This is a genomic window from Phaeobacter sp. BS52, assembly GCF_045040595.1.
Taxonomy (GTDB): domain Bacteria; phylum Pseudomonadota; class Alphaproteobacteria; order Rhodobacterales; family Rhodobacteraceae; genus Phaeobacter; species Phaeobacter piscinae.
This window is the reverse complement of sequence record NZ_CP090662.1, coordinates 3,066,544-3,090,373: the sequence shown is the minus strand read 5'-3', so window position 1 is coordinate 3,090,373 and position 23,830 is coordinate 3,066,544. Positions and strand designations below refer to the sequence as shown.

At 58.8% G+C, this 23,830-nt stretch carries 19 protein-coding genes and 2 pseudogenes; 7 read left to right on the top strand and 14 right to left on the bottom strand.

From position 1 onward, the window contains the following. Positions 1-49: 49 nt before the first annotated feature. Both L0Z65_RS14885 and L0Z65_RS14880 read right to left on the bottom strand, forming a co-directional pair. On the bottom strand, positions 50-721 hold the full coding sequence (locus tag L0Z65_RS14885; RefSeq protein WP_405108830.1) for a DsbA family protein: 672 nt from the start codon (positions 719-721) through the stop codon (positions 50-52). Further along, positions 718-1,245, bottom strand: coding sequence for a DUF721 domain-containing protein (locus tag L0Z65_RS14880; protein WP_096872851.1), 528 nt, complete (start codon positions 1,243-1,245; stop codon positions 718-720). The genes L0Z65_RS14885 and L0Z65_RS14880 overlap by 4 nt, the downstream gene beginning before the upstream one ends. Positions 1,246-1,329: 84 nt before the next feature. Here L0Z65_RS14880 and mutY point away from each other — a divergent pair, with 84 nt between their 5' ends. Both mutY and L0Z65_RS14870 read left to right on the top strand, forming a co-directional pair. After that, positions 1,330-2,403 carry an A/G-specific adenine glycosylase gene (gene mutY, locus L0Z65_RS14875; RefSeq protein ID WP_102897969.1) on the top strand — a complete coding sequence of 358 codons (1,074 nt, stop codon included), beginning with the start codon at positions 1,330-1,332 and terminating at the stop codon, positions 2,401-2,403. A 72-nt stretch (positions 2,404-2,475) separates the two neighbouring features. Then, on the top strand, positions 2,476-3,645 hold the full coding sequence (locus L0Z65_RS14870) for an alkane 1-monooxygenase (RefSeq protein WP_405112576.1): 1,170 nt from the start codon (positions 2,476-2,478) through the stop codon (positions 3,643-3,645). Here the strand turns inward: L0Z65_RS14870 and L0Z65_RS14865 are convergent. From L0Z65_RS14865 to L0Z65_RS14850, 4 genes and pseudogenes are all read right to left on the bottom strand, one after another. Continuing rightward, positions 3,642-5,021 (bottom strand): adenylate/guanylate cyclase domain-containing protein, encoded by a 1,380-nt coding sequence (locus L0Z65_RS14865; protein ID WP_096872853.1) that lies wholly within the window; start codon positions 5,019-5,021, stop codon positions 3,642-3,644. The two genes, L0Z65_RS14870 and L0Z65_RS14865, sit on opposite strands and share 4 nt — an antisense overlap. 178 nt (positions 5,022-5,199) lie before the next feature. After that, positions 5,200-6,304: pseudogene (locus tag L0Z65_RS14860) on the bottom strand (site-specific DNA-methyltransferase). 110 nt (positions 6,305-6,414) lie between these two features. Next, positions 6,415-7,077, bottom strand: coding sequence for a ribonuclease HII (locus tag L0Z65_RS14855; RefSeq protein ID WP_405108825.1), 663 nt, complete (start codon positions 7,075-7,077; stop codon positions 6,415-6,417). A gap of 62 nt (positions 7,078-7,139) precedes the next feature. After that, positions 7,140-7,613 (bottom strand): hypothetical protein, encoded by a 474-nt coding sequence (locus L0Z65_RS14850; RefSeq protein WP_096872856.1) that lies wholly within the window; start codon positions 7,611-7,613, stop codon positions 7,140-7,142. A 167-nt stretch (positions 7,614-7,780) separates the two neighbouring features. Here L0Z65_RS14850 and L0Z65_RS14845 point away from each other — a divergent pair, with 167 nt between their 5' ends. The 3 genes and pseudogenes from L0Z65_RS14845 (at position 7,781) to L0Z65_RS14835 (ending at position 10,515) form a co-directional block, all read left to right on the top strand. Beyond that, positions 7,781-8,086: a hypothetical protein gene (locus L0Z65_RS14845; RefSeq protein WP_096869622.1), complete on the top strand. Its 306-nt coding sequence runs from the start codon at positions 7,781-7,783 to the stop codon at positions 8,084-8,086. Beyond that, a pseudogene (locus tag L0Z65_RS14840) lies at positions 8,058-8,760 on the top strand (transcriptional regulator). Before L0Z65_RS14845 ends, L0Z65_RS14840 begins: the two are co-directional and overlap by 29 nt. A gap of 138 nt (positions 8,761-8,898) precedes the next feature. After that, complete coding sequence (locus tag L0Z65_RS14835) at positions 8,899-10,515, top strand: DUF427 domain-containing protein (protein ID WP_405108822.1); 1,617 nt, start codon at positions 8,899-8,901, stop codon at positions 10,513-10,515. On the opposite strand, the gene L0Z65_RS14830 is transcribed toward L0Z65_RS14835, so the two are convergent. From L0Z65_RS14830 to urtA, 8 genes are all read right to left on the bottom strand, one after another. Continuing rightward, positions 10,505-11,539, bottom strand: a complete 1,035-nt coding sequence (locus tag L0Z65_RS14830; RefSeq protein ID WP_405108820.1) for an ACP S-malonyltransferase — start codon at positions 11,537-11,539, stop codon at positions 10,505-10,507. The two genes, L0Z65_RS14835 and L0Z65_RS14830, sit on opposite strands and share 11 nt — an antisense overlap. Continuing rightward, positions 11,536-13,725 (bottom strand): thiamine pyrophosphate-dependent enzyme, encoded by a 2,190-nt coding sequence (locus tag L0Z65_RS14825; RefSeq protein WP_405108817.1) that lies wholly within the window; start codon positions 13,723-13,725, stop codon positions 11,536-11,538. Before L0Z65_RS14825 ends, L0Z65_RS14830 begins: the two co-directional genes overlap by 4 nt. 174 nt (positions 13,726-13,899) lie before the next feature. Further along, the gene (locus L0Z65_RS14820) at positions 13,900-15,714 is read right to left on the bottom strand and encodes a BCCT family transporter (protein WP_405108814.1); all 1,815 of its coding nucleotides are present in this window, start codon (positions 15,712-15,714) and stop codon (positions 13,900-13,902) included. Between the two features lie 520 nt (positions 15,715-16,234). Next, positions 16,235-16,930: an urea ABC transporter ATP-binding subunit UrtE gene (gene urtE, locus L0Z65_RS14815; protein ID WP_405108811.1), complete on the bottom strand. Its 696-nt coding sequence runs from the start codon at positions 16,928-16,930 to the stop codon at positions 16,235-16,237. 3 nt (positions 16,931-16,933) lie between these two features. Then, positions 16,934-17,674, bottom strand: coding sequence for an urea ABC transporter ATP-binding protein UrtD (gene urtD, locus L0Z65_RS14810; RefSeq protein WP_405108808.1), 741 nt, complete (start codon positions 17,672-17,674; stop codon positions 16,934-16,936). After that, a complete protein-coding gene (locus tag L0Z65_RS14805) occupies positions 17,671-18,873 on the bottom strand; it encodes an ABC transporter permease subunit (protein ID WP_405108805.1) in 1,203 nt (400 codons plus the stop codon). The genes urtD and L0Z65_RS14805 overlap by 4 nt, the downstream gene beginning before the upstream one ends. A gap of 3 nt (positions 18,874-18,876) precedes the next feature. Continuing rightward, positions 18,877-20,877, bottom strand: a complete 2,001-nt coding sequence (gene urtB, locus L0Z65_RS14800) for an urea ABC transporter permease subunit UrtB (RefSeq protein WP_405108802.1) — start codon at positions 20,875-20,877, stop codon at positions 18,877-18,879. A gap of 71 nt (positions 20,878-20,948) precedes the next feature. After that, positions 20,949-22,244: an urea ABC transporter substrate-binding protein gene (gene urtA / locus L0Z65_RS14795; protein WP_405112573.1), complete on the bottom strand. Its 1,296-nt coding sequence runs from the start codon at positions 22,242-22,244 to the stop codon at positions 20,949-20,951. 634 nt (positions 22,245-22,878) lie between these two features. Here urtA and L0Z65_RS14790 point away from each other — a divergent pair. Both L0Z65_RS14790 and L0Z65_RS14785 read left to right on the top strand, forming a co-directional pair. Then, positions 22,879-23,517 (top strand): urease accessory protein UreD, encoded by a 639-nt coding sequence (locus L0Z65_RS14790; RefSeq protein WP_405108799.1) that lies wholly within the window; start codon positions 22,879-22,881, stop codon positions 23,515-23,517. A gap of 1 nt (position 23,518) precedes the next feature. After that, positions 23,519-23,821, top strand: a complete 303-nt coding sequence (locus tag L0Z65_RS14785) for an urease subunit gamma (RefSeq protein WP_405108796.1) — start codon at positions 23,519-23,521, stop codon at positions 23,819-23,821. Positions 23,822-23,830: the final 9 nt, after the last annotated feature.

The window sequence follows — 23,830 nt, the reverse complement described above, 5'->3', positions numbered from 1 at the left end:
ACGGAGACCGGGCGGGTTTCTAATTCTCACTTGCTCAGTGCGACGGCGGTTAGCCGTCCAGTTCGGCGTCGATCAGTGTCTTGAACGCGTCATACGACTGATTTTCGATCTTTTTGCCGTTCAGAATGAAAGAGGGCGTGGATTCGATCCCATGCTCAGTCGCATTTTCCTGATACCAGCTCACCAAGGTCTGTGCCTTGGTACCGTCCTGCAAACAGGCTTCAAGCTGCTCTTCTTCCAGGCCTGCCAGACGCCCGATCTTGCGCAGCGCATCGACAATCTCGGTCGCGCCACCGGCACGGGCCCAGTCGGATTGCCCCTTATAGATCAAATTGCTGATCCCAAAGAATTTCTCTGGTCCACCGCAGCGCGCAATCATCGAGGCCCACAGGCCATAACGATCGAAATAGACCTCGCGGTAGATGAATTTCACCTTCCCAGTGTCGATATAGTCCTGCTTCAGCCGCTTATAGGCGCCCTGATGAAAATTCGCACAATGCGGGCAGGTGTATGACGCGTATTCGATCAGCGTCACTGGCGCATCTTCCGCTCCCTGGACCATCTCCACGATGGTGGAGGTGTCCACCTCGGCCTCTTGTGCGTGGGCCGCTCCGATCAGCGGATTGCTGGGCAAAGACGTGCCGCCCTGCAATGCGGCATAGCCATAGACGCCCGCCGCAACCGCGACGGAGGCAAAGATGCCGGACATCAAACGGGTCATTCGTACCCCTTTCTGAGAGTTTTCTGTTTTGTCAGCACATTGCGCCCAAGCCGTTCTAGGGCTGCGCGCAAATCATCGCTTTCGACCCCGGTCGCTGCCTCGGCAGCTGCCGCAACATCCTGCGGATCAGGCGCCTGCGGTTTGCGAACCTTCGGGGCGTATTTGAAGGAGACCTGCCCCTCGGCAAAACCGGTGGGCGCGGTCTGGGTGATGCGGACCTTGGAAATGGCGTTGTAGCCATAGACCGCATTGACCTTACTGCGCAGAGGTTCCTTTTGCATCTCCAGCATCGGGGCATGGGCACCGGTGGTTAGCAACGTCAATGTCGCACCAAAACCGCCACGCCCATAGTGGACGTTGACGGGCCGCGCGATAGACGAGATGTCAGGCCCTGCAATTTCTTCCCAATGGGTCAGCAGACGCGACACAGCAAAACCCCGGCTTTCACCGGCCTTGCGAATCTGATCATTCAGAAGCTGCGATGTCCGTTTGAACCCGCGAGATTTTGTCCGTTGCACTGCCATGCCCGTGGTTTTGCTAGACTGCTCGCCCTATTGTAAAGGGCTGCCATGCGAGAACCAGCGAAACCGGGCCACAAAGGATAAAGAATGCGTGACCTCGACAGCCAGAGCCAACCACAAAGCAGCACATTGCTGGAGTGGTACGACCATCACGCCCGCACCCTGCCCTGGCGGATCAGCCCGGCGGACCGCGCAGCTGGGGTCTGGCCGGATCCCTATCGGATCTGGCTAAGCGAGGTGATGCTGCAACAAACAACCGTGGCTGCGGTGAAGGATTATTTTCACCGCTTTACCAGCCGCTGGCCCACAGTCGCAGATCTGGCAGCCGCGCCGGATGCGGATGTGATGGGAGAATGGGCTGGGCTTGGATACTACGCGCGGGCGCGCAATCTCTTGAAATGTGCCCGAGTGGTTGCGCAGGACTATGACGGCACCTTTCCCGACACCTACGACGGGCTGATCGCCCTGCCGGGCATTGGTCCTTATACAGCGGCGGCGATCTCTGCCATCGCCTTTGATCGGCAGGAAACCGTCTTGGACGGCAATGTCGAACGGGTGATGGCGCGGCTCTACGATGTCCATGTTCCCCTGCCAAACGCCAAACCGCAGCTCAAGGAGAAGGCAGCCGCCCTGACCCCGGCAGAGCGACCCGGCGATCATGCGCAGGCCGTGATGGATCTTGGCGCCACGATCTGCACGCCGCGCAACCCGGCCTGCGGCATCTGCCCCTGGCGCGCACCCTGCGCGGCCCGCGCGGCGGGAACCGCAACGGAGCTGCCCAAGAAAACCCCAAAGAAACCCAAGCCAACCCGGCTCGGCACTGTCTATCTGGCCCGCAGCGCTGCGGGAGACTGGCTGCTGGAACAGCGCCCAGACAAGGGGCTCCTGGGCGGCATGCTGGGTTGGCCCGGCAGCGACTGGACCGACAACCCAGACCATCCCACCCCCGCGCCACCGTTTGAAGCCGATTGGCAACTTCTAAACGCTGAGGTGCGTCACACCTTCACGCATTTTCACCTTATCCTGCGCGTCATGCTGGCAGAGCTGCCTGCGGATTTCGCAGCTGAGGACTATCAGCGCGTGATCGCGCGACATGACTTCAAACCGACGGATCTGCCAACGGTCATGCGCAAGGCTTTTGATCTATGGAAGGGACGCTGATCCCTTCTCTTTTTTCCGGACCACAGGCATAGTCGGCACAAACATCTTCGACATCACTGGATTTGCGCCATGATGACCACCCCCGAAACACTGCGCAGCTGGCAGGCAGCTCTACCATTCTGGCTGTCTTTTCTGCTGGTTCCCCTTGTGGTGCTGGCCGCCGTCTATGGCGGTTGGGCCATTTTGTTGCCCCCCTTGGCCACCTGGTATCTCTTTGCCGCGCTTGATGGGGTGTTTGGTCTCAACCTGGAGAACGCCGACCCGCTCACACCCGAGGAGGACCTTCGCTGGTACTCCGCCCTGACCATGGCCTGGGTCCCTGTGCAGGCCATGTTGCTCATAGCCATGCTCATCTATGTGCCGACGGCAGAACATCTGTCAGGTCTTGAGAAGTTCGGCGTGTTCTTCGGCGTTGGCGTCCTGAGCGGCACTGTCGGGATCAACTACAGCCATGAATTGATGCACCAAAAGAGCAAACTGGAACGCTGGCTGGCGGATATCCTGCTGGCCATGGTGCTCTACTCGCATTTCAGATCCGAACATCTGCTCGTCCATCACCGCCATGTCGGCACGCCCCGCGACCCGGTGACAGCGCGCTACAACGAAGGGTTCCACCGGTTCTATCCGCGAGTGCTGCGGCAGTGCTGGCAATCCGCCTTTCGCGCCGAGAGCGCCCAGCTGGCGCGCCGCGATTTGCCCTGGACCGATCGACGCAATCCCTTCTTTCGCTACTGGACGCTACAAGGGCTTATGCTGTTGGTCGCGTTTTTGCTGGGTGGGTTCACAGGGCTGTTGCTGTTTCTGGTGCAAGCAGGTGTTGCGATCTGGCAGCTGGAGCTGGTGAACTACGTCGAACACTACGGGCTGACCCGCAAATATCTGGGCAATGGCAAATTCGAACACGTAATGCCACGGCACTCCTGGAACGCCGCACATAAGGCGTCGAACTGGTTGCTTATCAATCTGCAACGTCACTCCGACCATCACTACAAACCGGATCGGCGCTTTCCCCTGCTCCAAAACCACACCATGGCCGACGCACCACAGCTGCCCTATGGCTATCCGGTGATGACCGTCGCCGCGATGTTTCCACCGCTCTGGCGCCGGATAATGAACCCGCGGGTGCGGCGATGGCGGCAGATGTATTACCCTGAGATCACCGAATGGAGCGCCTACAATAAGGCTTTACCGGCGGATCAGCGACCAGAACCGGACCCCACCACGGGTGCCACCGCCTGCTAACGCGGCAGCGCCCAGAGTGTCATCGATCGTGTCAATCCACGCAGCTCAGACGCAGGGTACCGGGCAAAGCCAGCTCTCTCCAGGTTGGCCGGACCACCCTCGGCCTGCACTTGCTGACGCAGCGCTTCACTGATCACAAGCTGGGCCTCCAGTTCACGGGTACGCTCCTCCAGCCGGGCGGCAATATTCACAGCATTGCCGATCACCGCATACTCCAACCGGTTCGCACCGATGTTACCAATAACGGTTTCACCGAAATGTACTCCGATACCGACGCGGATCTCTGACTCACCATACCGACGGCGTTCTGCATTCCAATCAGCCAGTGACGTCAGCATAGCCCGTGCACAGGTCAACGCATTGGTTGCATCCTTTGGTCCCGCCAAAGGCGTGCCAAAGGTCGCCATCAGACCATCGCCAAGGTATTTGTCCAGCGTTCCTTCGTGACGGAAAACCTCCCGTTCCATCCGGCCGTGAAAATCCCGCAACAGATCAATCACCTGATAGGCATCGCGATCCGCCGCGAGCCGGGTAAACCCGATGATATCAATGAACAGTATCGCCACATCCTGCCGCCGGGTCTGCTTCAGCGGCTCGTCGTTCTGTGAGAGCTGCTGCACGACATTGGGTGAAAAATACCGCGAAAGATTGGCGCGTTCGCGCTCCAGCACCGCATTATTCTGGATCAGCTGATAAAACCGTCTTGAAGACACCGCCAATGTAACAGCGACCAGAAAGAACACGATCGCCTCCTGCAATCGCTGGTGCAGAGCAAAGTCATTTGGATCCACGAAAGAAGCCAGCGTCTGGTTGCCTTCAACCGCTGCCAGAAGCGCCGCACTCATCCCCGGCTGAGACGGCGAAAACCACCAGGCGGTAAAGGCCGCTGACAGCCAGATCAGCACCGTCCAGCTGCCGATGGCAATCACCGTGCGCCAGGAATACGCAAGAGTTCCGGCCGCCAGAATGATGAAAAAGTAGATGAAATTGCCGTAGCGATACTGGATCGCCAGTGGCAGATCCTCGCTGCTGAACGGGTTCGGAATGACCATGCCAACGGTCATGATCGCCAGATCGGCAAAGATCAGCAGCATCTCCAGCCGCGATTGGCCCACCCGACCCACTCGGCGGATCAGCCAGCCGTTTAAGCACAGCAACGCCAGGATGAAATGGTAGTACAGAACATCCCATTCGGGATTGACGTAAACCAGAAACACCGCCGTGACTGCCATCGCAATCCAGCGCGCTCGCACCGCCAGCTCCAGCCCGTTGCGCTTGTGCTCGGTTAGCGCGTCCAGCGCATAGGGGCTCTCTTGCGTGAAAATCGCTTCATCGCTGTCCAATGCCGGAGCGGGGGCGGAGGCAGTTATGGCCATGACGTCTGTCCATCTATTGGCGCCAGTCTCACGCTAAAATAGCGGCAGCTGCCGCCAGATGCACCCCATGAAGCACCATAATAAACGAAAAGACCCCGCCGAATTGGCGGGGCAAGGTTGGCGCCGTCGACAATGCGACAGCGCCTGCGGTTTCACACAGGTTGTGAAAAGGGTGGGATCAGTTCTGAAGTTCTGCCCGAATCTGCTGGCGCAACACATCGATGGGCACGGTTTTTCCATCCCGCTTGAAACACCAATAGGTCCAGCCGTTACAGGACGGTGCATTCTCCAGATGTGCCCCGACCTGATGGATCGATCCCTTGATATTGTCGCCAATCAATGTGCCATCCGCACGGACCTTCGCCTTGTGGCGCTGGTTCATCGAATAAAGCTCATCACCCGGACGCAGCATACCGCGCTCAACCAGCTGCCCGAAGGGCACACGCGGCTCGGCGCGTTTGCTGGCGGACACCTGCAACGCCTCGCGGTCGAATTTACGCACCGCTTTGATGCGTTTCTCCGCGACCTCACGATACGCGGCTTCGCGCTCGATCCCGATAAACTCACGGCCCAGCATCTTGGCCACGGCACCCGTGGTGCCCGTGCCGAAGAAGGGATCCAGTACCACATCACCGGGATTGGTCGACCCAACGAGGATACGGTGCAGCAGCGCCTCGGGCTTTTGCGTCGGATGCGCCTTGTTGCTTGGCGTCATCTTTCAGGCGCTCATGGCCTGTGCAGATCGGCATCACCCAGTCGGACCGCATCTGCAAACCTTCGTTCAGCGCCTTCAGCGCCTCGTAGTTGAAGGTATATTTCGCGCCTTCAGACTTCGACGCCCAGATCATCGTCTCATGCGCGTTGGTGTACCGCTTGCCGCGGAAATTCGGCATCGGGTTCGACTTGCGCCAGATCACATCGTTGAGGATCCAGAACCCTTCGTCCTGCACGGCGGTGCCGACACGGAAGATATTGTGGTAGGATCCAATCACCCAGATGGAGCCGTTGGGCTTCAGGATGCGGCGGGCCTGTTTCAGCCAGTCGCGGGTGAATTTGTCGTAGACGCCAAAGCTGGAAAACTGGTCCCAGTGATCGTCAACCGCGTCCACCTTGCTGTTGTCAGGGCGATGCAATTGCCCCTTCAGCTGAAGGTTATAGGGCGGATCTGCAAAAATCAGATCAACCGAGTTTGACGGTAGACCGGACATCACTTCGATGCAGTCACCGTCAAGGATCGCGTTTAGCGGGAGCGCCTCGGCGCCCCGTGTAAGTGTTTTGTTCATTTGCTCTGCCTCGATAACCACGGCGCATTTTTGCGCTCATTTTGGTTGTCCACAGGATGAGTCATCGTGGATTCGAGGTCAATTTGTTTTTTAGAACAACGCGATGTGGTTCACTCTTGATACAAGATATTGTGGACAGGCTTAAAGGAACGCCGATGATGTGGGGTCACCCCTAGGCTAACCAGCGCCTCGCGATGCTGTTTGGAAGGGTAGCCTGCGTTTTTCTCCCAGCCATAGCCGGGGAACTGTTGCGCCAAATCCACCATGATCCGGTCACGCGCCTGTTTCGCCACGATGGAGGCGGCCGCGATGGAGACTGATTTGGCGTCCCCCTTGATGACAAACTCTGACGCTTGCAGCAGACCTTTGGGGATCAGGTTGCCGTCGATCAGCAAATAGTCCGGCGCCGGGTCCAGTGCCGCAACCGCGCGTTCCATCGCCAGATGCGACGCACGTAAAATGTTCAAAGAATCAATCTCTTCGACAGAGGCATGGGCAATCGACACCTCAGCCTGTGCAAAGATAGACGCCTCCACCGCCTCGCGCCGTTTGGCGCTCAGCTTTTTGGAGTCGTTCAGCCCCTCGGGGATATTCTCAGGGTCCAGGATCACCGCCGCTGCCGTCACCGGCCCTGCCAGCGGGCCACGCCCTACCTCATCCACGCCTGCAATGCGCATCTGGCCACGCGCACGCGCTGCCGCTTCCAAACTATAATCGGGATACTCCATCCTTTGGTCTGACCGGGTTTTGCGCTGAGTTTCAAGCCCAGCCATCAGATGAGCACAAAAAGAGGGGGCCGAAGCCCCCTAAGTCTGCTCGAACCTGTGGTCCCGCGTCAGCGACGAGTGATGCGATAGCCCCGGTTCTTCAGGCAATCGGGGCGGTAACCAACGCGATTGCGTTTGCCGTTCCAGAAGGTCACCTGGCAGGCACGGGGCAGCTTGTGTTCAAAACCGTACTGTTTGCGCAGGCAGCCCCGGCCCATCAGTGTGCGGCTCTGGCTGTAGCGCGGAAAATACCGCACGCATTGCGCTGGCAGGTCATAGCGCGCCACCCGCGGCGGCAGTGGCTTGGGACGATGGGGGCGATGCGGTCGGGTTACCTGCTGATGGTCATCGTCCCGGTTGTTTTTCACAATAGCACCGATAATGCCAAGAACCGCCAGACCCGCCAGGACCTTGGCGACATCTTCATCCGCCCGTGCAGGCGCTGCGGAAAAACCGGTCACCGCAACCGCGGCGGCAACAATCAGCGTGATGAACTTGCGATGCGGTTTGATATCAGCGCTGGAGCGGGTGCTGCGAAACATGGGATGTCCTTCCTTGAGGTCTGAAAACATGAGGTCAGATGACCGATGCAGTCAGCCTGGGGTCAGCCCCCTCGGACAGGCAATAACGCGGCCCTGTTATCGAATATCACTGCGCGCAATCACCCGTGGTTATTGAATATCCCGCAACAAATGCGCAGGGTGAGGGCATGAAACAGATGCTTATCTCCACGACCCTTATTGCCGGTCTTGCTGCCGGTATACTCAGCGATGCACCTGCGGCCACAGCCGCCGAATGCTACGCCGACTACAAGGCCAAACAGGACGCGCCCCTACGGCTGCACTACGGTGTGATCCAGATCGGTGGGGCCTGTAGCAAACCAGCGGCCAAGGCGGAGATCTCCGGAAGGTTATCAGCGGCAGGCTGGACCTTGCTGAATGTTCTGTCCATTTTTGGTCCCGACGGGCTGGAACAAAGGAAAGCAGATGCCGGACCCTATTTTCTCCGTTTCTGAGGTGCGCGCGGCAGGCAGCCGCGTCATCGCATTGGGGATTGCTGCCATTGTTGCCCTCCTTGTCATTGCCTAGCACCGTGCTCCTGCTGACGCTGCCGGATGCCAATGCCTTCAACGCCCGGGTGGAGCGTGTCTTTGTCGAGAATGACCTCACCACTCAGGCCGAAATCAAACTGCTGGAAATCCTCGCCCAATCCGGCACCGCCTTTGCCGATACGCTGACCAGCTATCGCATGGTTATTTTTGTCCTGCTGGTCTTTGCCACCATGATGATGGTCGCGGCGCTGGTGGTGCTGACCATGCTGGTTATGCTGAACCGGCGCATGGTGCAGATTGAACGCGCAGGGATTCAGGTGACCGAACTGCTGATCAGCCGCGAGGAAAATACCGTCTATCTCAATACCATGGGCTTCAAACTGACCGCCGCCGCGATGGAAACCCTCGCGGTTCTGGCTGAAGCACGTCTGGATGACGATGTGCTCTCCGGTGCGGAGATTGAGGCGATGATCTCCGGCCGCCCGTCCATCGATTGCGAAGAGGCCGCGGGCGCCACCCGGATCAAACGCCTGCGCGATACATTGGGCAATCAGATGGTGAGTGAGCTTCTGGTCAAGAATATCGCCAAACGGGGCTATGTTCTGTCGATCAGCAAGGATGTGATCCGCATGGTCTGACCGACTGCAGTGGGCACCCGTGCAGTCGGTGACCAATTGGCAGCCGGTGTGGAAACAGCCCTAAGGTCAAGCCGATCAATTCCCCGTGCCGCTCTGGCATTTCTAGCATCAATCACCACATAATAGAGGGCAGGTCGCATGGCCCCCATGCTGGCCAATCAGCAGGGAACGACGCTTATGAATATGCGCGCGAATACCGCTCGACAGCCCTATGGCATCCTGATTGAAGAGCTGCGCGGGCCGGTTACCGCGCGCCTCGGTGGGAAAATCATCGCGCAAAGCACCCGCGCCAAGGTGATGTATGAAACCCGCCAACCTGCCGCGATCTATTTCCCCCGCGATGATATCCACTCCTGCCTGTCTGCGGCCAACGGTCACCAAACCTTCTGCCCCTTCAAGGGCACCGCCGGGTATCAAGATATTCAACTTGGCCAGGATTGCATCGGTAATGCCGCTTGGTCCTATGACGATGCCCTGCCCGAGGCCTCTGAAATTGCGGGTCATGTCAGTTTCATGCCGGACGCCAACGTCGAGATTGACCTTGGCAAAAATCAACTGGACGTTCCTGAATATGGGAGCATCTCAGGCCCCCTGATCGACTGGCTGCTGCGTGAGGCGGCCTATCTGCCCACACCGGAGGAGTTTACCCAGCGCCTTTCCGAAAAACTGGTGGAGCAAGGCGTTCATCTATCTCGCCTTTCGGTGATGGCCTGGTCTTTGCATCCAATGATCGCGGGCAAGAACTTCATCTGGAGCCGCGCATCAGGCAAGGTGACCACCTATGCGCCAAGCTATGAGATCCACGACCACCCGGCCTTCCAGAACAGCCCGCTGCGCCACGTCTCGAATGGGCTGGGCGGTATTCGTCAACGTCTGGATCTGGAACAGCCCAGCGACGCGTTTCCCATCCTGACCGATCTGCGGGAGGAGGGCGCGACGGACTATGTGGCCATGCCGCTGCCGTTTTCGGATGGGCGCATCAATGTGCTGACTGTTGCCAGCCACCACCCCAAAGGTTTCACGACTGAGAACTTGGGGCTGATATTTGAATGCTCCGCAGTGATCGCGCGCTACTACGAAGTGTTCATGCAACGCGAAAACGCCCAATCCTTGCTGGAGACCTATGTCGGAAAACGCACCGGCGCGCGGGTTCTGGGTGGGGAAATCCGGCGCGGCGATGGCGACGATATTGATGCGGCTATCATGTTCTGCGATCTGCGCGGCTCGACCCGTCTGGAAGAAGAGCTGGGCCGCACCGAGTATATCGAGCTACTGAACAGTTTCTTTGAGACCGCATCGACCATCGTGCACGATCATGGGGGCGAGGTGCTGAAATTCATCGGAGACGCTGTTTTGGCCGTGTTTCCAGCTGGCGAAAACCCGGCGGAGGCCCGCGCTCAGGCGCTGCAGTCGGCGCGCGCCATCGTCGCCGCGCTGGACGCCATGGGCGACGATCCCGGGCAGAGGCGCAGCGAATGTTCCATCGGTCTGGCCTATGGCGGCGTCACCTATGGCAACGTCGGATCGCGTGAGCGGCTGGACTTCACCGTCATCGGACAGGCCGCAAATATCGCGGCACGGCTCGGCGACTATGGCAAATCCTGTGGCCATACCATTGTGGTCAGCCGAGACTTGCTGGAGACCCCGGAACAAGCCACGCCGCTGGGATCAGTGTCACTGCACAACGTCTCACGCCCGGTAGAGGCCTTCGCCGTGTCCATGGCCATCGACCCAGGCCAGCGTGCTAGCGGCTGACCAGCGCCCGTTGCGCCGGATCGCCCATGGCAACAACCAGTGGCACCTGCTCCTGCCGGGCCTTAAACGCGGCCTTATCAGTTAGCGCCTGCCAGTTGACTTGCACCAAAGACTGCGCCACCGCTCCTCCAAGTGTGGTACCCGGCCCGGCGATGATGAACAGATCCGGCGCAAACTCCTGCGCCGCCACCTGCATGGCGCGGGTGAAGTCATAGGGTTCGACCACCTGCGTGTTCAGCGTATAGCGCCAAAGGCTTTCCACCGTATCCGCGCCCGGCCACCAAATCTGCCCGCGTCCATCGACCAGAGGCTTCTTGGCGGGACCAAATAGCGATTGTGACAGCCGTGCCCGACCGGCGGCAGCTACTGGCGCCTGCAGCTCTGTGTGGAATGCCGCATGATTGGCCAGACGCATGGGAAAACGGTCCTGGAGTGGGGGCACGGCCCGTTCGAACGCATCAAGCCCCTCGGCATTCCCGGCCAGAACCAACATACCACCCAGATCGATTGATAGCGACAGCTGGTGAGCAGGTCGCATGGCGATGTCACTGACCAGCTGCAACAGCTCCGCCTTGCGGCGACGATCCAGCTGCCAATCTTCACTCTGACAGGGATAGACCAGCTGCCCGCCAATCAGGTGCTGCTGCATCAGCTGACCCATGGTGTTCACCACCTCAAACCCCGCCTGTGGGCTGAGTGCCCCCGCCGCCGCCAGCGCGATATACCAGCCCATGGAATTGCCGGTGACCGCGACGATGTCGATGTCCTCTGCAAGGGACTGCGCATCTGCGATGGCACTGGCATAAATCAGCGGCGAAGCCACGTCACCACGCGTGTATTTTGACACTGAATAGCGATCGGCAGCGTCCAGCGCCGAGACGCTCTCCTGTCCTGTTGCGTCTCGCATAGCATCAAATGCGCCGATTAGAGCCTGTTTATCGCTGTGGTAGCGGGACAGGTAGCCCAGCTCCGCCTTGTTATAGGTACCTCGTCCAGGGCAGATCAAAACAGCGGTCCGGGTCATGTTGCGGCTCCCGTCAAGCGAAGGGCAGCAGCCACAATACTCTCCTTCGAGGGCAAGGTCGCCGCATAGGCCGGTCCCGTTGGGATGAAACAATCCTCTGCCACAACACGGGCCATCGGGCTGCCCTCCGCCTCATAAAACAGCGCCATCAGCGCCTCTGACTGACTGCCAGTGGTGCGGCATTCATCCACGATCAGGATCTTATCGCAGTCGGCGGCTGCAGCCAGCAGCGCCTCCTTTGGCAGGGGCGCAAGCCAGCGCAGATCAACGACACGAGCGGCGATCCCCTTGGCCGCGAGATACGCCTGTGCCTGCGTCGCCAGATAGCGACCATTGCCGTAGGTGACGATGGCCAGATCGGTCCCATCCCCATGCACACCGACCTCTCCCAGTGCGATCCGCTGATCCAATGCCGGGTAGTGACGCATCCAGCCGCCATCCTTAGGCGCGTGCAGGTCCCGCATCGGATAAAGCGCGATAGGCTCGACGAAAACCACGACCCGTTGCTCCTCCCGCGCAAGCCGCACGGCCTCGCGCAGCATCATCGCAGCTTCTGCCCCATCTGAGGGGCAGGCAATCACAATGCCCGGAATATCGCGTAGCACAGCCAGCGAGTTGTCATTGTGGAAATGGCCGCCGAACCCTTTTTGATACCCAAGCCCTGCAATACGCAGCACCATTGGGTTGCTGAACTGGCCATTGGAGAAAAACGGCAATGTCGCCGCCTCGCCGCGGATCTGATCTTCCGCATTGTGTAGATACGCCAAGAACTGGATTTCTGGGATCGGCACGAATCCGTTGTGCCCCATGCCGATGGCCAGCCCAAGGATAGACTGCTCATCCAGCAGCGTATCGATCACCCGATCCTGGCCAAACCGTTGCTGCAGTTTCTGGGTAACACCATAGACACCTCCCTTGCGGCCGACGTCCTCACCCATCGCGACCAGTTCGCCGTGCTCCAACATCAGGTCGGTGAGCGCCCAGTTGATCAAGCGGCTCATTGGCTGTGGATCTGCCTGCGCACGCAGGTCGCTGCCCAGCAGATCTGCCCGCGCCTCAGCACTTGGTCCGTTGGTCGGTTGGCACATCCGGACTGGCGGAACCAGGCTCGCGGTCACCTCATCCGCCGTTTTCAGATGGGGGCGGGTGACAGCCTCCGTTCGGATCCGCTCCACCCGAGCACACGTCTCGGTATAAATCTCCAACGCGGCCTCGCAGGACAACGCGCCGGTTTCTGACAAGAGACGTACCGAATGCAGCAGCGGATCATTGGCCTCATCCGCTTCAACCTCCGCCTTGCTCAGATAGGTTGTCGGCACATCGGCCCCCGCGTGACCATAGAGCCGGACAGTGCGCAAATGCAGGAACGCAGGCTTGCGCCGCAGTCGCACATAGTCTGCCGCCGCCTGTGCGGTTGCGTAGGCAGCATGCATATTCAGCCCATCGGCCTGAAAATAGCGCATCCCCGGACGGTGAGACATCGACGCCTCGATCCAGCCCTTCGGTGTCTTGACCGAAATGCCGATCCCGTTGTCCTCGCAGACGAACAGCAGCGGCAGGGGTGTCGACTGAACGGAGGTCCAGCACGCCGTATTGATCGCCCCCTGCGCCGTTGAATGATTGGCAGAGGCGTCGCCAAAGGAACACATCACCAGCCCGTCTTCGGCCAGAACCCGATGTTCCGGATCATGACGCCGCGCCGCGCCGATGGCGTAGGCCGCGCCGACCGCCTTTGGCAGGTGGCTGGCGATGGTGGAGGTCTGCGGCGGAATCATCAGCGCCTTGGAACCCAGCACCTTATGCCGCCCGCCAGATGTGGGATCCTCGGCGGAGCAGGCGAAGGACAGCAGCATGTCCCAGGCAATACTCTGCCCCGGTACTTGGCCTGCGCGGGCAATCTGAAACGCCGCATCGCGATAGTGCAGAAAGGCCATGTCATCGGGCCGCAGCGCCCGCGCCACGGCAGCCATTCCCTCATGCCCTGACGACCCGATGGTATAGAAACCCTGCCCGGCCTTCTGCATCGCCCGGCTGGTCCGATCCAGCGCCCGGCTCAGTACCTGCGCGCGATAGATCGCCACCGCTTCACTGGGCGTCAGAGCGCCCTCTGGTGCGGCGCCCGGTGGCAGAGCCCCTGTCCGCACGCGCTCAAGGAAATTTTGATGTACGATCTCGGCGCGATCCATGGCCTTACCCCTGACAGTTCAATGGCTTTATCACCCAAATTCGCCAGTCTTACCAATGAGATTACCGCCACCACCTATGAGCATCACTCATAGGTTTCCGGCCTCATCACTTAGAAACGACAAAGGCCGCGCCGAGGCGCGACCTTTGCTCTCACGTCAGAAACTGAACCGTGGTCAGTCTGCTTTGGCGCGCAGGCTGTCGCGGTACAGCGCTTTCGCCAGTGAGATCATCATGAAGACCATGACAATGGTGAACGGCAACGCGCCGATAATCATCGCATTCTGCAGGGCCCCAAAGGGGTTGGACGCCGTGCCGCTGTTGCCCGCGATGATCAGTGCGCCGATGACGGAGGTCAGGATCAGCCCCCAGATAATACGGTGCTTGATGCCGGTTTCCTGCTCGCCGCCGGACATAATGGTGTTCATCACCAAAATCCCCGAGTCCGCCGACGTGACCAGGAAGGTCATGATCAGTACAACGCACATCACGGTGATGGCCGACAGGAAGCCACCGGAAATCATCTGCTCCAGCGTTGCAAAGAGCTTCGCCGTGTTGGTGGCTCCAATGATTGACCCTGCGGCGGAGCCGTTCAGTTCCAGATCAATCGCAGTGCCGCCCAGAATAGTCATCCACAGGAAGCAAACGATCGCAGGCGCGATTACACAGCCCAGGATGAACTCACGCACGGTGCGACCCTTGGAAATGCGCGCCAGAAACAGGCCGACAAAGGGTGAGAACGCAATCCACCAGGCCCAGTAGAATGTCGTCCAACCGGCCTGCCAGCCGAACTGGCGACCGGGTTCACCGGCAGCATAGACAGCGTCTGCATCCAGTGCTGCGGCAGAGGCTGGCAACCCTTCGGTGAAGCCGCCCAACGATCCCCACGGCGATGTTGCCGAACCGTAGACCGTGCTCAGATCTTCCGCGGGCAAAGCCTGCGCCGCATCAGGCAACGCCGCAGCAAAGGCCTCGGCTGATTGCGGACCATAGGCACCAAACGACATCTGAGTGAAGTGAAGGATATAGTCCACCAACCCGCTGCCGAATTTGGTCATCGCAAAGAAGAACGAGCCGAAGAACACAAAGGTCAGCAGCAGAATGACCGACAGCACGAGGTTCAGGTTAGAGAGGTATTTGATCCCGCGACCCACGCCTGACACGGCTGACAGGATCGACAGTCCCATGATCACAAAGAGAGCCGACAGCAGGCCCACGGTGCTGGGCTTCGGGGCTTCGGTATCGCCGTTCATCAGCCATTCCATACCCGAGACCGCATAAACACCATCAACAAACTGGCTGACGCCAAACCCAATGGTGACCGAAACGCCCAGGATCGTGGCAACCACACCCAGCACATCAACCAGATGACCAACAAACCCGTTTGCGGCCTTGCCCAGCAACGGCGTCAGCGCCGAGCGAATGGTCAGCGGCATATCGCGCGTGTAGGCGTAGTAAGCCAGCGACAGACCCGTCAGCACATAGATAGCCCAGGCATGGAACCCGTAATGCAGGAAGGTGTAGCGATAGGCAGATTGCACGGCTTCTTCGCTGTTGGCTGCCACGGCACCGGACAGAACAACCGGGTTCGACCCCCAAAGGCCCAGCGGCTCAGCTGTTGCAAAAACCATCAAACCAACGCCCAGACCAGCGCCGAACATCATTGAGAACCAAGAGAAATTGGAAAACTCAGGCGCGGCATCCGCCGGACCCAGTTTTTTGCTTCCTGTGGCAGGCAAGATTGCCAGCACAAACAGGAAGAAGGCAAAGGCCCCCACTGAAATGATGTAGAAGGCATTGAATCCATTCAGCAACTCACTGTTGACCCAAGACAGAATGCCGCTGGCCTTGCTTGGCCAGACCAAGGCCCAAAGGACCAGCGCTGTCATGATGATCTTACTGATCAATGCGATAGGAAGGCTGTGGCCTTCGTAGAACCCGGATGGAGCCGTTTCGATCTCCAGCTCGGTAAATGGTGGCTTGATTGACATGATCGTTCCCTGATGAGTGTGGCGCGTCGTTTTTTGTCGATCCCCGTCTCACCCTGACGCTCAGGTGGCAGGTTCGTATCCACCTGCGCTACGGAACCGCGCAGGTTTCAAATTGATGATGACGGACTGCAGGCAACGCAGGAAAATGCACGCGCCCCCTTGGCTGCGATGCATCCCTGCGGCATTGCCTGAGGTGCAGTTTTGGTTGTTCTCCCTTTCCCCTGCCGTCTCCGGCGCGGCATCACCATACATTTGGCCAAGACTAGCCAAATACAGCGCGTCAGGCACTTCGAATAAAATGTAGCGAATTTCAGATTATCTAAATCCACCACGACGCGCGATGAATGATCAGCCAGTCACAGGCGTGATGAATGCGGTTTTCGGCCATGACAGCAGCCGAAAGCGACAGATTTGACGTTTCAAGCAGCACAGCCCGCTAACATATGCGTTGCAGCCGACCGTCTCTCCTGCATAACTGTAGGCCAGGCGGCTCGACCGCAACGCTAACGCGCCGCGAAAATCAGACGGATACACCCGCCAACAGGTCAGCCCGGCTGACGTCATCGCGACCACCCGCCAATGTGACACGGCCTTGGCGCAAAACCACAAACCGATCTGCCAGCTCGTAGGCAAAATCAAAATACTGCTCTACCAGCACAATCGCCATCTCACCTTCGGTCCGCAGATGTCGGATCACCTCACCGATCTGCTGGATGATATTCGGCTGGATGCCCTCTGTCGGTTCATCAAGCAATAGCAGTTTTGGTCGCGTGATCAGCGCTCTGGCGATGGCGAGCTGCTGTTGCTGACCACCCGACAGATCCCCACCGCGTCGATGGCGCATATCGCGAAGCACAGGAAACAGCTCATAGATCTTATCCGGAACGTGGCGTTCGGTCTTTGGCAAGCACCCAAAGCCAGTTTCGAGATTTTCCAGAACTGTCAGAAGCGGGAAAATCTCCCGCCCTTGCGGCACATAGGCAATCCCATTCTTGGCCAACTGATGCGCCGAAGCAGTTCCCAAAGATCGGCCATCCAACTCAATGATACCGCCGGATCGGGCATGGCGACCGGCAATCGCCTTCATCAGACTGGTTTTGCCAACGCCATTTGTGCCCATAACACAGGCCACTTCTCCGCGTAGCACCTCCATCGAGATCCCATGCAGAACCTGAGAATGACCATAGTGCAAAGTTACATCGTCAAGTTTCAACATCGCTCAGCGCCCCAGGTAAACATCAATGACAGCTTGGTCGGCAGTCACATGGTCCAACGATCCTTCGGCGAGAACCGCGCCCTCGTGCAGCACCGTGACCCGGCAATTCAGTCTTCGGACGAAATCCATATCGTGTTCCACGACCACCACCGCGCGCGTTTTAGCCGCCGCAACCAAAATTGCTGTGGTCTGTTCCCGTTCTTCCAGCGTCATGCCCGCGGCAGGCTCATCCACCAACAATAGGCGCGGCTCCTGTGCCAGCAACATGCCAATCTCCAGCCACTGTTTCTGGCCGTGGCTCAACTCACCAGCCCGACGCGTCAGTGCACTGCTCAATCCGACCTCACCTGCGAGTTCTTCAATCCGGGCAAGATGCGACCAGGATGCGCGATACCGTAATACAGCAAGTGGGCGGCGATCCGCTTTGAGTGCAAGCAGTAGATTTTCCTGAACCGTCTGCTCTTCAAATACCGTTGGTTTCTGGAACTTTCTCCCAATACCTTCACGGGCAATACGCGCCTCGGAACGGGCGAAGACTGATCGTCGGCTCCCATCCCAGATTATACTGCCGCTGTCCGGCGCTGTTTTCCCTGTGACGATATCCATGAACGTCGTCTTGCCCGCGCCGTTTGGACCAATGATCGCACGCAGCTCGGCCCGCCCGATCCGGAAGGACAAGTTATTGATCGCACGAAAACCATCGAAGCTGACGGAGACACCCGATACTTCCAGAAGAGGATTCATGATTTTGCCTTCTCTGTGTGGGGTGGCACCTCGGCAGTGCGGCGCCGCTGAACCAGATCGACCAAACCGCCAATCCCCTTCGGTGCGAACAAGGTGACCAGAACAAACCCCAGCCCTAGAACAACCTGCCACCAATCGACCCAGCGAATGGTGAAAACTCCGAGGTCAACATCCGGGGCCTGCCCGCCTGTGAACCAGCTGGACAGCAGCGATACAAAGACCGCACCGATCACCGCGCCGTAGAGCCGACCCCGCCCGCCGATCGCAACCCAGACCGCCAGATAGATGGAGGCGATCGGCGCCATTTCGGCTGGATTGATTATCCCCGCCTGCGGATAAAAGAGCGCCCCAGCGATACCTGCGACACAGGCCGTCCCGGTAAACATCACCAGCTTGTAGCCTTCAACAGAATATCCAAGGAACCGTACCCGGGTTTCATTGTCGCGAATGGCACGCAAAACTGAGCCAAATTTCCCACCGACCACCCCGGCCGCGATCACATAGCCAAACCCCAGTGCGACAGCCGACGCCCAGAAGAACCAGATCGAGATCACCGACTGAGGCACATCGGCCAAGCCTGGCAAATTCTGCAATCCGCTCAACCCGTTGTTGCCGCGCAAACCGCTGTCATTCTGAAACAGATAAAGCGCCAGTGCCAAGGTCATCGCTTGAGTAAGGATCGACAGGTAGACCCCGGTCACCCGGCTGCGAAAGGCGAGCCAACCGAAGGTCAGCGCCAGCACACCGGGGACAGCCACAACTAGGAAAAGTTGCAGAGGCAAACTGTCAGCAAAGGTCCAGATCAGCGGAAAACTGTCGCCGCCAACTACACCAAAAATCTGATGCGCAACGGCATCCCGCACTTCGGCATCAGTTGGCGGAAGTACTTGGTCGGACAATGACGCCAGCACCGTGTCCCGGGTCCGCTCATACATCAGCCACATGCCGATCATATATCCGCCCAACCCGAAGAAGGCGAAATGACCCAAACTCAGAATCCCTACATAGCCCCAGATCAAATCCATCGCGATGGCAACCAGACAGAGGCAAAGTGTTTTCCCCAATGTCTTGACCAGTGACGTTGAGACGATCCCAATCCCCAAGCCTTCGGACAGCAGGGTGACGCCCAGCGTAAACAGCGCAAGGATCGTGACGAAGATCAGGACAGACGGGTTTCGGGCAATATAGCTACGTTGCATGGATCAATCCCCCGCCGCGCGACCCCGCAGGGCGACAATCCCACGCGGCCTGAATTGAATGAAGATAATGATCAGCACGATCATGTAGGTCTGTGCAGCAAGCGTATTGGAGGGGTTGAGCCATTCGATCCCCTTCTGGGAGAAGCCGATCATCACTGCGCCCGCCAAGGTCCCCCAGATGCTGCCGACCCCGCCGACAACCACCGTCATGAAGCTCTGCACGATGTAGTCGTTGCCCAGCTCCGATGTGACCTTCGCAAACAATCCGATCGCCACGCCCGCAATCCCTGCGATGCCAGACCCCAGACCAAAGGTCAGCATATTCACGCGGTCCGGATTGATCCCCATCGAAGCCGCCATACTGCGGTTCTGTGTCACTGCCCGTGTTTCCAGCCCCAGACGTGTGCGGCGGATGATGAACAGAAGCAGCGCCAGAAAGCCCAGCGCCAGAACAAAGATCGCAATGCGGATATAGCTGATCGACACCACATCGTTGAGCGTCCACGCGCCGTCCAGCCAGCCCGGTGCGGTCAGCGGGCGCGCTTGTGTGCCAAAGATGTTCTTGGCCAGTTGCTGCAGCGCAATCGAAATGCCGAAAGTAGCGAGCAGCGTCTCCAGAGGACGGTTGTAGAGCCATCGGATCACCAACCGCTCCATCGCAATCCCGGCACCGAATGTAACGGCAAACGCAGCAGGGATCGCCACCAGTATGGAAAGCGTGTGATCCGGGATCACCAGCTGGACCACATAGCCTGTGTAGGCGCCCATCATGATGAACTCACCATGCGCCATATTGATAACGCCCATCACGCCAAAGGTGATCGCCAAGCCGATGGCTGCGAGGAAATAGATTGATGCCAGCGATATTGCATCCAATGCCAGATCCGCCGCCTTATGGAAGGCAACCTTGCGGTTGCTCCGCGCCAGCGCCGCCTCCGCTGCATCGGTCACGGCGGAAGAGGCCTCATTGTAGATATCGACGAACCGGTAACGGGCAACAGTGTCAGCCATTTCCGGCAATGTGGGACCAAGACGCACCAGCCCTGCGGCGGCCAGCTTGTCATATGCACCCCGCCGCGTGGACATATCCGAGAGCTGCGCCAGGGCAATTCCTGCCACACGCCCGTCAACAATATGTGCCTCCAGCGCCTGTCCGATCTCGTCGCTTTGCAACTGCGGTTCGGCGACCCCCGCAGCCACCAACACCGCATAGGCGTCGGCTTCGGTAAAATCCTGACTGATACGACGTTCGGCTGCGATATTCCCGGTCGCTGGCTCTCCCACGGGATAGATCTGCAGCGTGGTGTCCAGCAGCGGGTTCAGGGCCGCGCGCACATCAACACCCAGATCGCCCGACATGTCTTCGATGGCCGCGACGCGCGCCTGGGGATCAATGTCAAAACGCATGGTCAGCAGGCGCTCCTGACGCTGCTTCAACGCGCGCATGTCGTCGTCAGTTTCGCTGAGGATCGACGCCCGCAGAGGCTCCAGCGCTTTCGCAGAGGGATCGCGTCCAATTGAGGTGACCGCAGCCCTACGGGTCTCAACCACCGGATCGTTCAGTTGGAACCGTACCAGAGCGGTGCCAATCAGGGCGCGCACGCCAGAATTGGGTTTAATCTGTTTGAGGTCTGTTCTGCCAACAACCCCGACCACAGTTCCACTGTCCAGGTCCGTTAGTTCATAGCGGCTATTGCCTATGGTATCGCCACGAAAGAAAAGCCCATCCGACTTGCGCATGACCAGTTTCTTTCCCTGCCACAGCTGCAAAAGCGTCTGCACCTCGTCCAGACCACTTTGCGCAATCGCATCAATGGCGGGTTGAATCGTCCGTCGCGAACTGGCGGTAATTAGGTCAGATTGTGACTGGAGAAGTTGCTGAAGGGGCGCATCCGACGTCAATGATATCTCGGTTTGAGGCAGATCTGATGGCGGCACCGTCTGAGCCATGGCAGCCAGACAGCCCCACAGAACAAGCAGACCAGCGGCGAAAAACCGTGTCATGATAGGGGTCATTTCCATTTAATGAGAGCGAGGGTGGAAGGGGTCTCCCCCTTCCTTTGGGTCCTGCGAAGTCAGTAGTTAGACAGTGTCTGAACGCAGCTCTTGGTCTCGGTATTGTACATGCCGCAGCCAAGATCCTTCCAGTCCGAGGTCAAAACTGCAGATTCGGGAAGATAGTCCGTCCAGGCATCACCGGGCATCTCTTCGGTCTGGCTGATGATATCGAATTGGCCGTTATCCAGAATTTCGCCAATCAGAACCGGCTTGGCGAGGTGGTGATTGGGCAGCATGACAGCTGTACCGCCCGTCAGGTTCGGGAACTCCTGTCCGTACATCGCGGAACGCACGGCATCGACATCGGTGCTGCCTGCTTCTGTGGCAGCATTCACCCACATGTTGAAACCGATGTAGTGGGCTTCCATGGGGTCATTCGTAACGCGCTCATCACCCATGCGCGCTTTCCATTTCCCAACAAAGGCGCTGTTGGCCTCTCCATCAGCGGACTGGAAGTAATTCCAGGCGGCCAGATGCCCGACAAGATTGGAGGTATCGAGGCCCGACAGCTCTTCCTCCCCCACGGAGAAAGCCACCACAGGGATATCATCCGCACTGATACCCGCAGCTGCCAGTTCTTTGTAAAATCCAATGTTTGCATCGCCATTGATAGTGGAGATCACACCAACTTTTTTACCGTCCGCACCCAAGGCCACGACATCTGCGACAATCTTCGACCAATCGGAATGACCGAACGGCGTGTAGTTCACAAAGATATCACTCTCCCCGACCCCCTTCTGATCCAGGTAACTGGCGAGAATGTTGTTGGTCGTCCTCGGATAGACGTAATCTGTGCCGAGCAACGCAAACTTCTCAACACCCAGCTCTTCGAGGAAATAATCCGTTGCCGGAATCGCCTGCTGGTTCGGTGCCGCCCCCGTGTAGAACACATTACGCGAGCTTTCCTCCCCCTCGTATTGCACCGGGTAAAACAGCAGACCGTTCAGCTCTTCAATCACTGGCAACACTGACTTCCGGCTTACCGAGGTCCAGTTGCCAAAAATCACATCCACCTCATGCACGCTTAGCAGTTCGCGCGCTTTCTCCGCAAACAGCGGCCAGTTCGATGCGGGATCAACCACAACCGGCTCCAGCTCGCATCCCAGAAGGCCACCCTTGGCGTTCTGCTCGTCGACCAGCATCAGCATGGTGTCCTTCAGCGTGGTTTCAGAAATTGCCATCGTACCGGATAACGAGTGCAGAACGCCCACCTTGATCGGGCAATCTGCAGCAAAGGCTCCGGTGCCGAACGCCATCATCGCCAATGCCACAACTGTGGCCGTTGGTGCCGGAACGGATTTTCGGGTGATCATATAGTCTCTCCTCGCCGGAACGACGGTGGGTCCCTTGCGCCGGGGCGCCGGATTTCCTACCTGTACCGGGCAGCTTCGTGTTGCATCCGTGTGGCGGCTGGCGAGATCGCAAATTCCTCCGGTCGTCACACATCCACAGTCTCTCCGGGGCATGCCCTTGTGGATGGACCCAGCATTCTGCATCGCAGAAACTTTCGCAAACGCGTCGAGAAAATCACGTAGCGCCAACCAAGTGCGCGCCTGTTTTTTCATCATCAATCCAGCAATTGGCCTCTATTTTGCGCAGGGCTTGGCGCAGAATGCCGAATAGCTCGCTTTGCGCTGGCGGTGGGTCTGTGCTGTGATGAAATCAGCGGCATGACGCCCAGACCTTCATCTCAACGCCAGCAATCGTCTTGGTCCGATCGTGCCTGTGGACTGCCTGTGACCCGGTACCAGCAAGCCGATAAGGTACCTGCGACAGCAGTACAGACAGCCCCCCCGCGCGCTGTTGGAGATGTCTCAGTCTCCGCCAAGCGGCGTGGCAGTGCATCAGTCCTGGCCGGGCTCCGGCAGGTCGGCTCGTTGAAGCTCTTGTTTCCACGCACCGACGACGCCGCGCTGCAGGGGGTGGTCGTCAATACTGCCGAGCGGTGTGACAGGGGGTGACAAACTCAATCTGCACGCAACCGCTCGCGTTGGGACATCACTGACCCTCACCACCCAAGCAGCCGAGCGCGCCTATCGTGCGCAGCCCGGTGAGACCGGCCTGATCCGCAACACAGTCAGCGTCGCCCCCCAGGCCAACCTCGCCTGGCTTCCTCAGGAAACGATCCTGTTTCAAGGCTGCAGCCTGGACCGAAGCCTCACCGTTGATCTGGACGCAGAGTCCCGCCTGTTGTTGTGTGAAACGCTGGTTTTTGGGCGGGCGGCCATGGGCGAGAAGCTGACCAAAGCCCGCCTGAATGATCGTATCGACATTCGGCGCGCCGGGCATCCCCTGTTTCTGGATACAATCCATCTGCATGGCGATGTCGCCGCACATTTGGCGAATCCGACGATAGCTGGTGGCGCCGGAGCTATGGCGACCCTGGCATACGTCGCACCCGATGCCGAAGGCAGGCTTGCTCCTTTACGTGCGCAACTGGGTCCTACCGCCGGTGCCAGCATAATCGGCGATGACCTTTTAATTCTGCGTGCCCTCGCTCCCGACAGTTTCGCGTTGCGCCAGCTGCTGCTGCCAATCCTCAGCGATCTGCATGGCGCCCCTCTTCCCCGACCTTGGATGATCTGACATGAATCTGACCCCACGCGAAAAAGACAAACTTCTGATTTCCATGGCGGCAGAGGTGGCCCGGCGCCGACTCTCGCGCGGTGTGAAGCTGAACCATCCCGAAGCCATCGCACTGATAACAGACGCGGTGATCGAGGGGGCACGCGACGGTCGATCCGTCGCCGACATGATGGAAGCGGGCGCGCAGGTCATCACTCGCGACGACTGCATGACGGGCGTAGCCGAGATGATCCACGACATTCAGGTCGAAGCGACCTTCCGCGATGGCACCAAGCTTGTAACCGTCCACAACCCCATTCGCTGATCCACAATC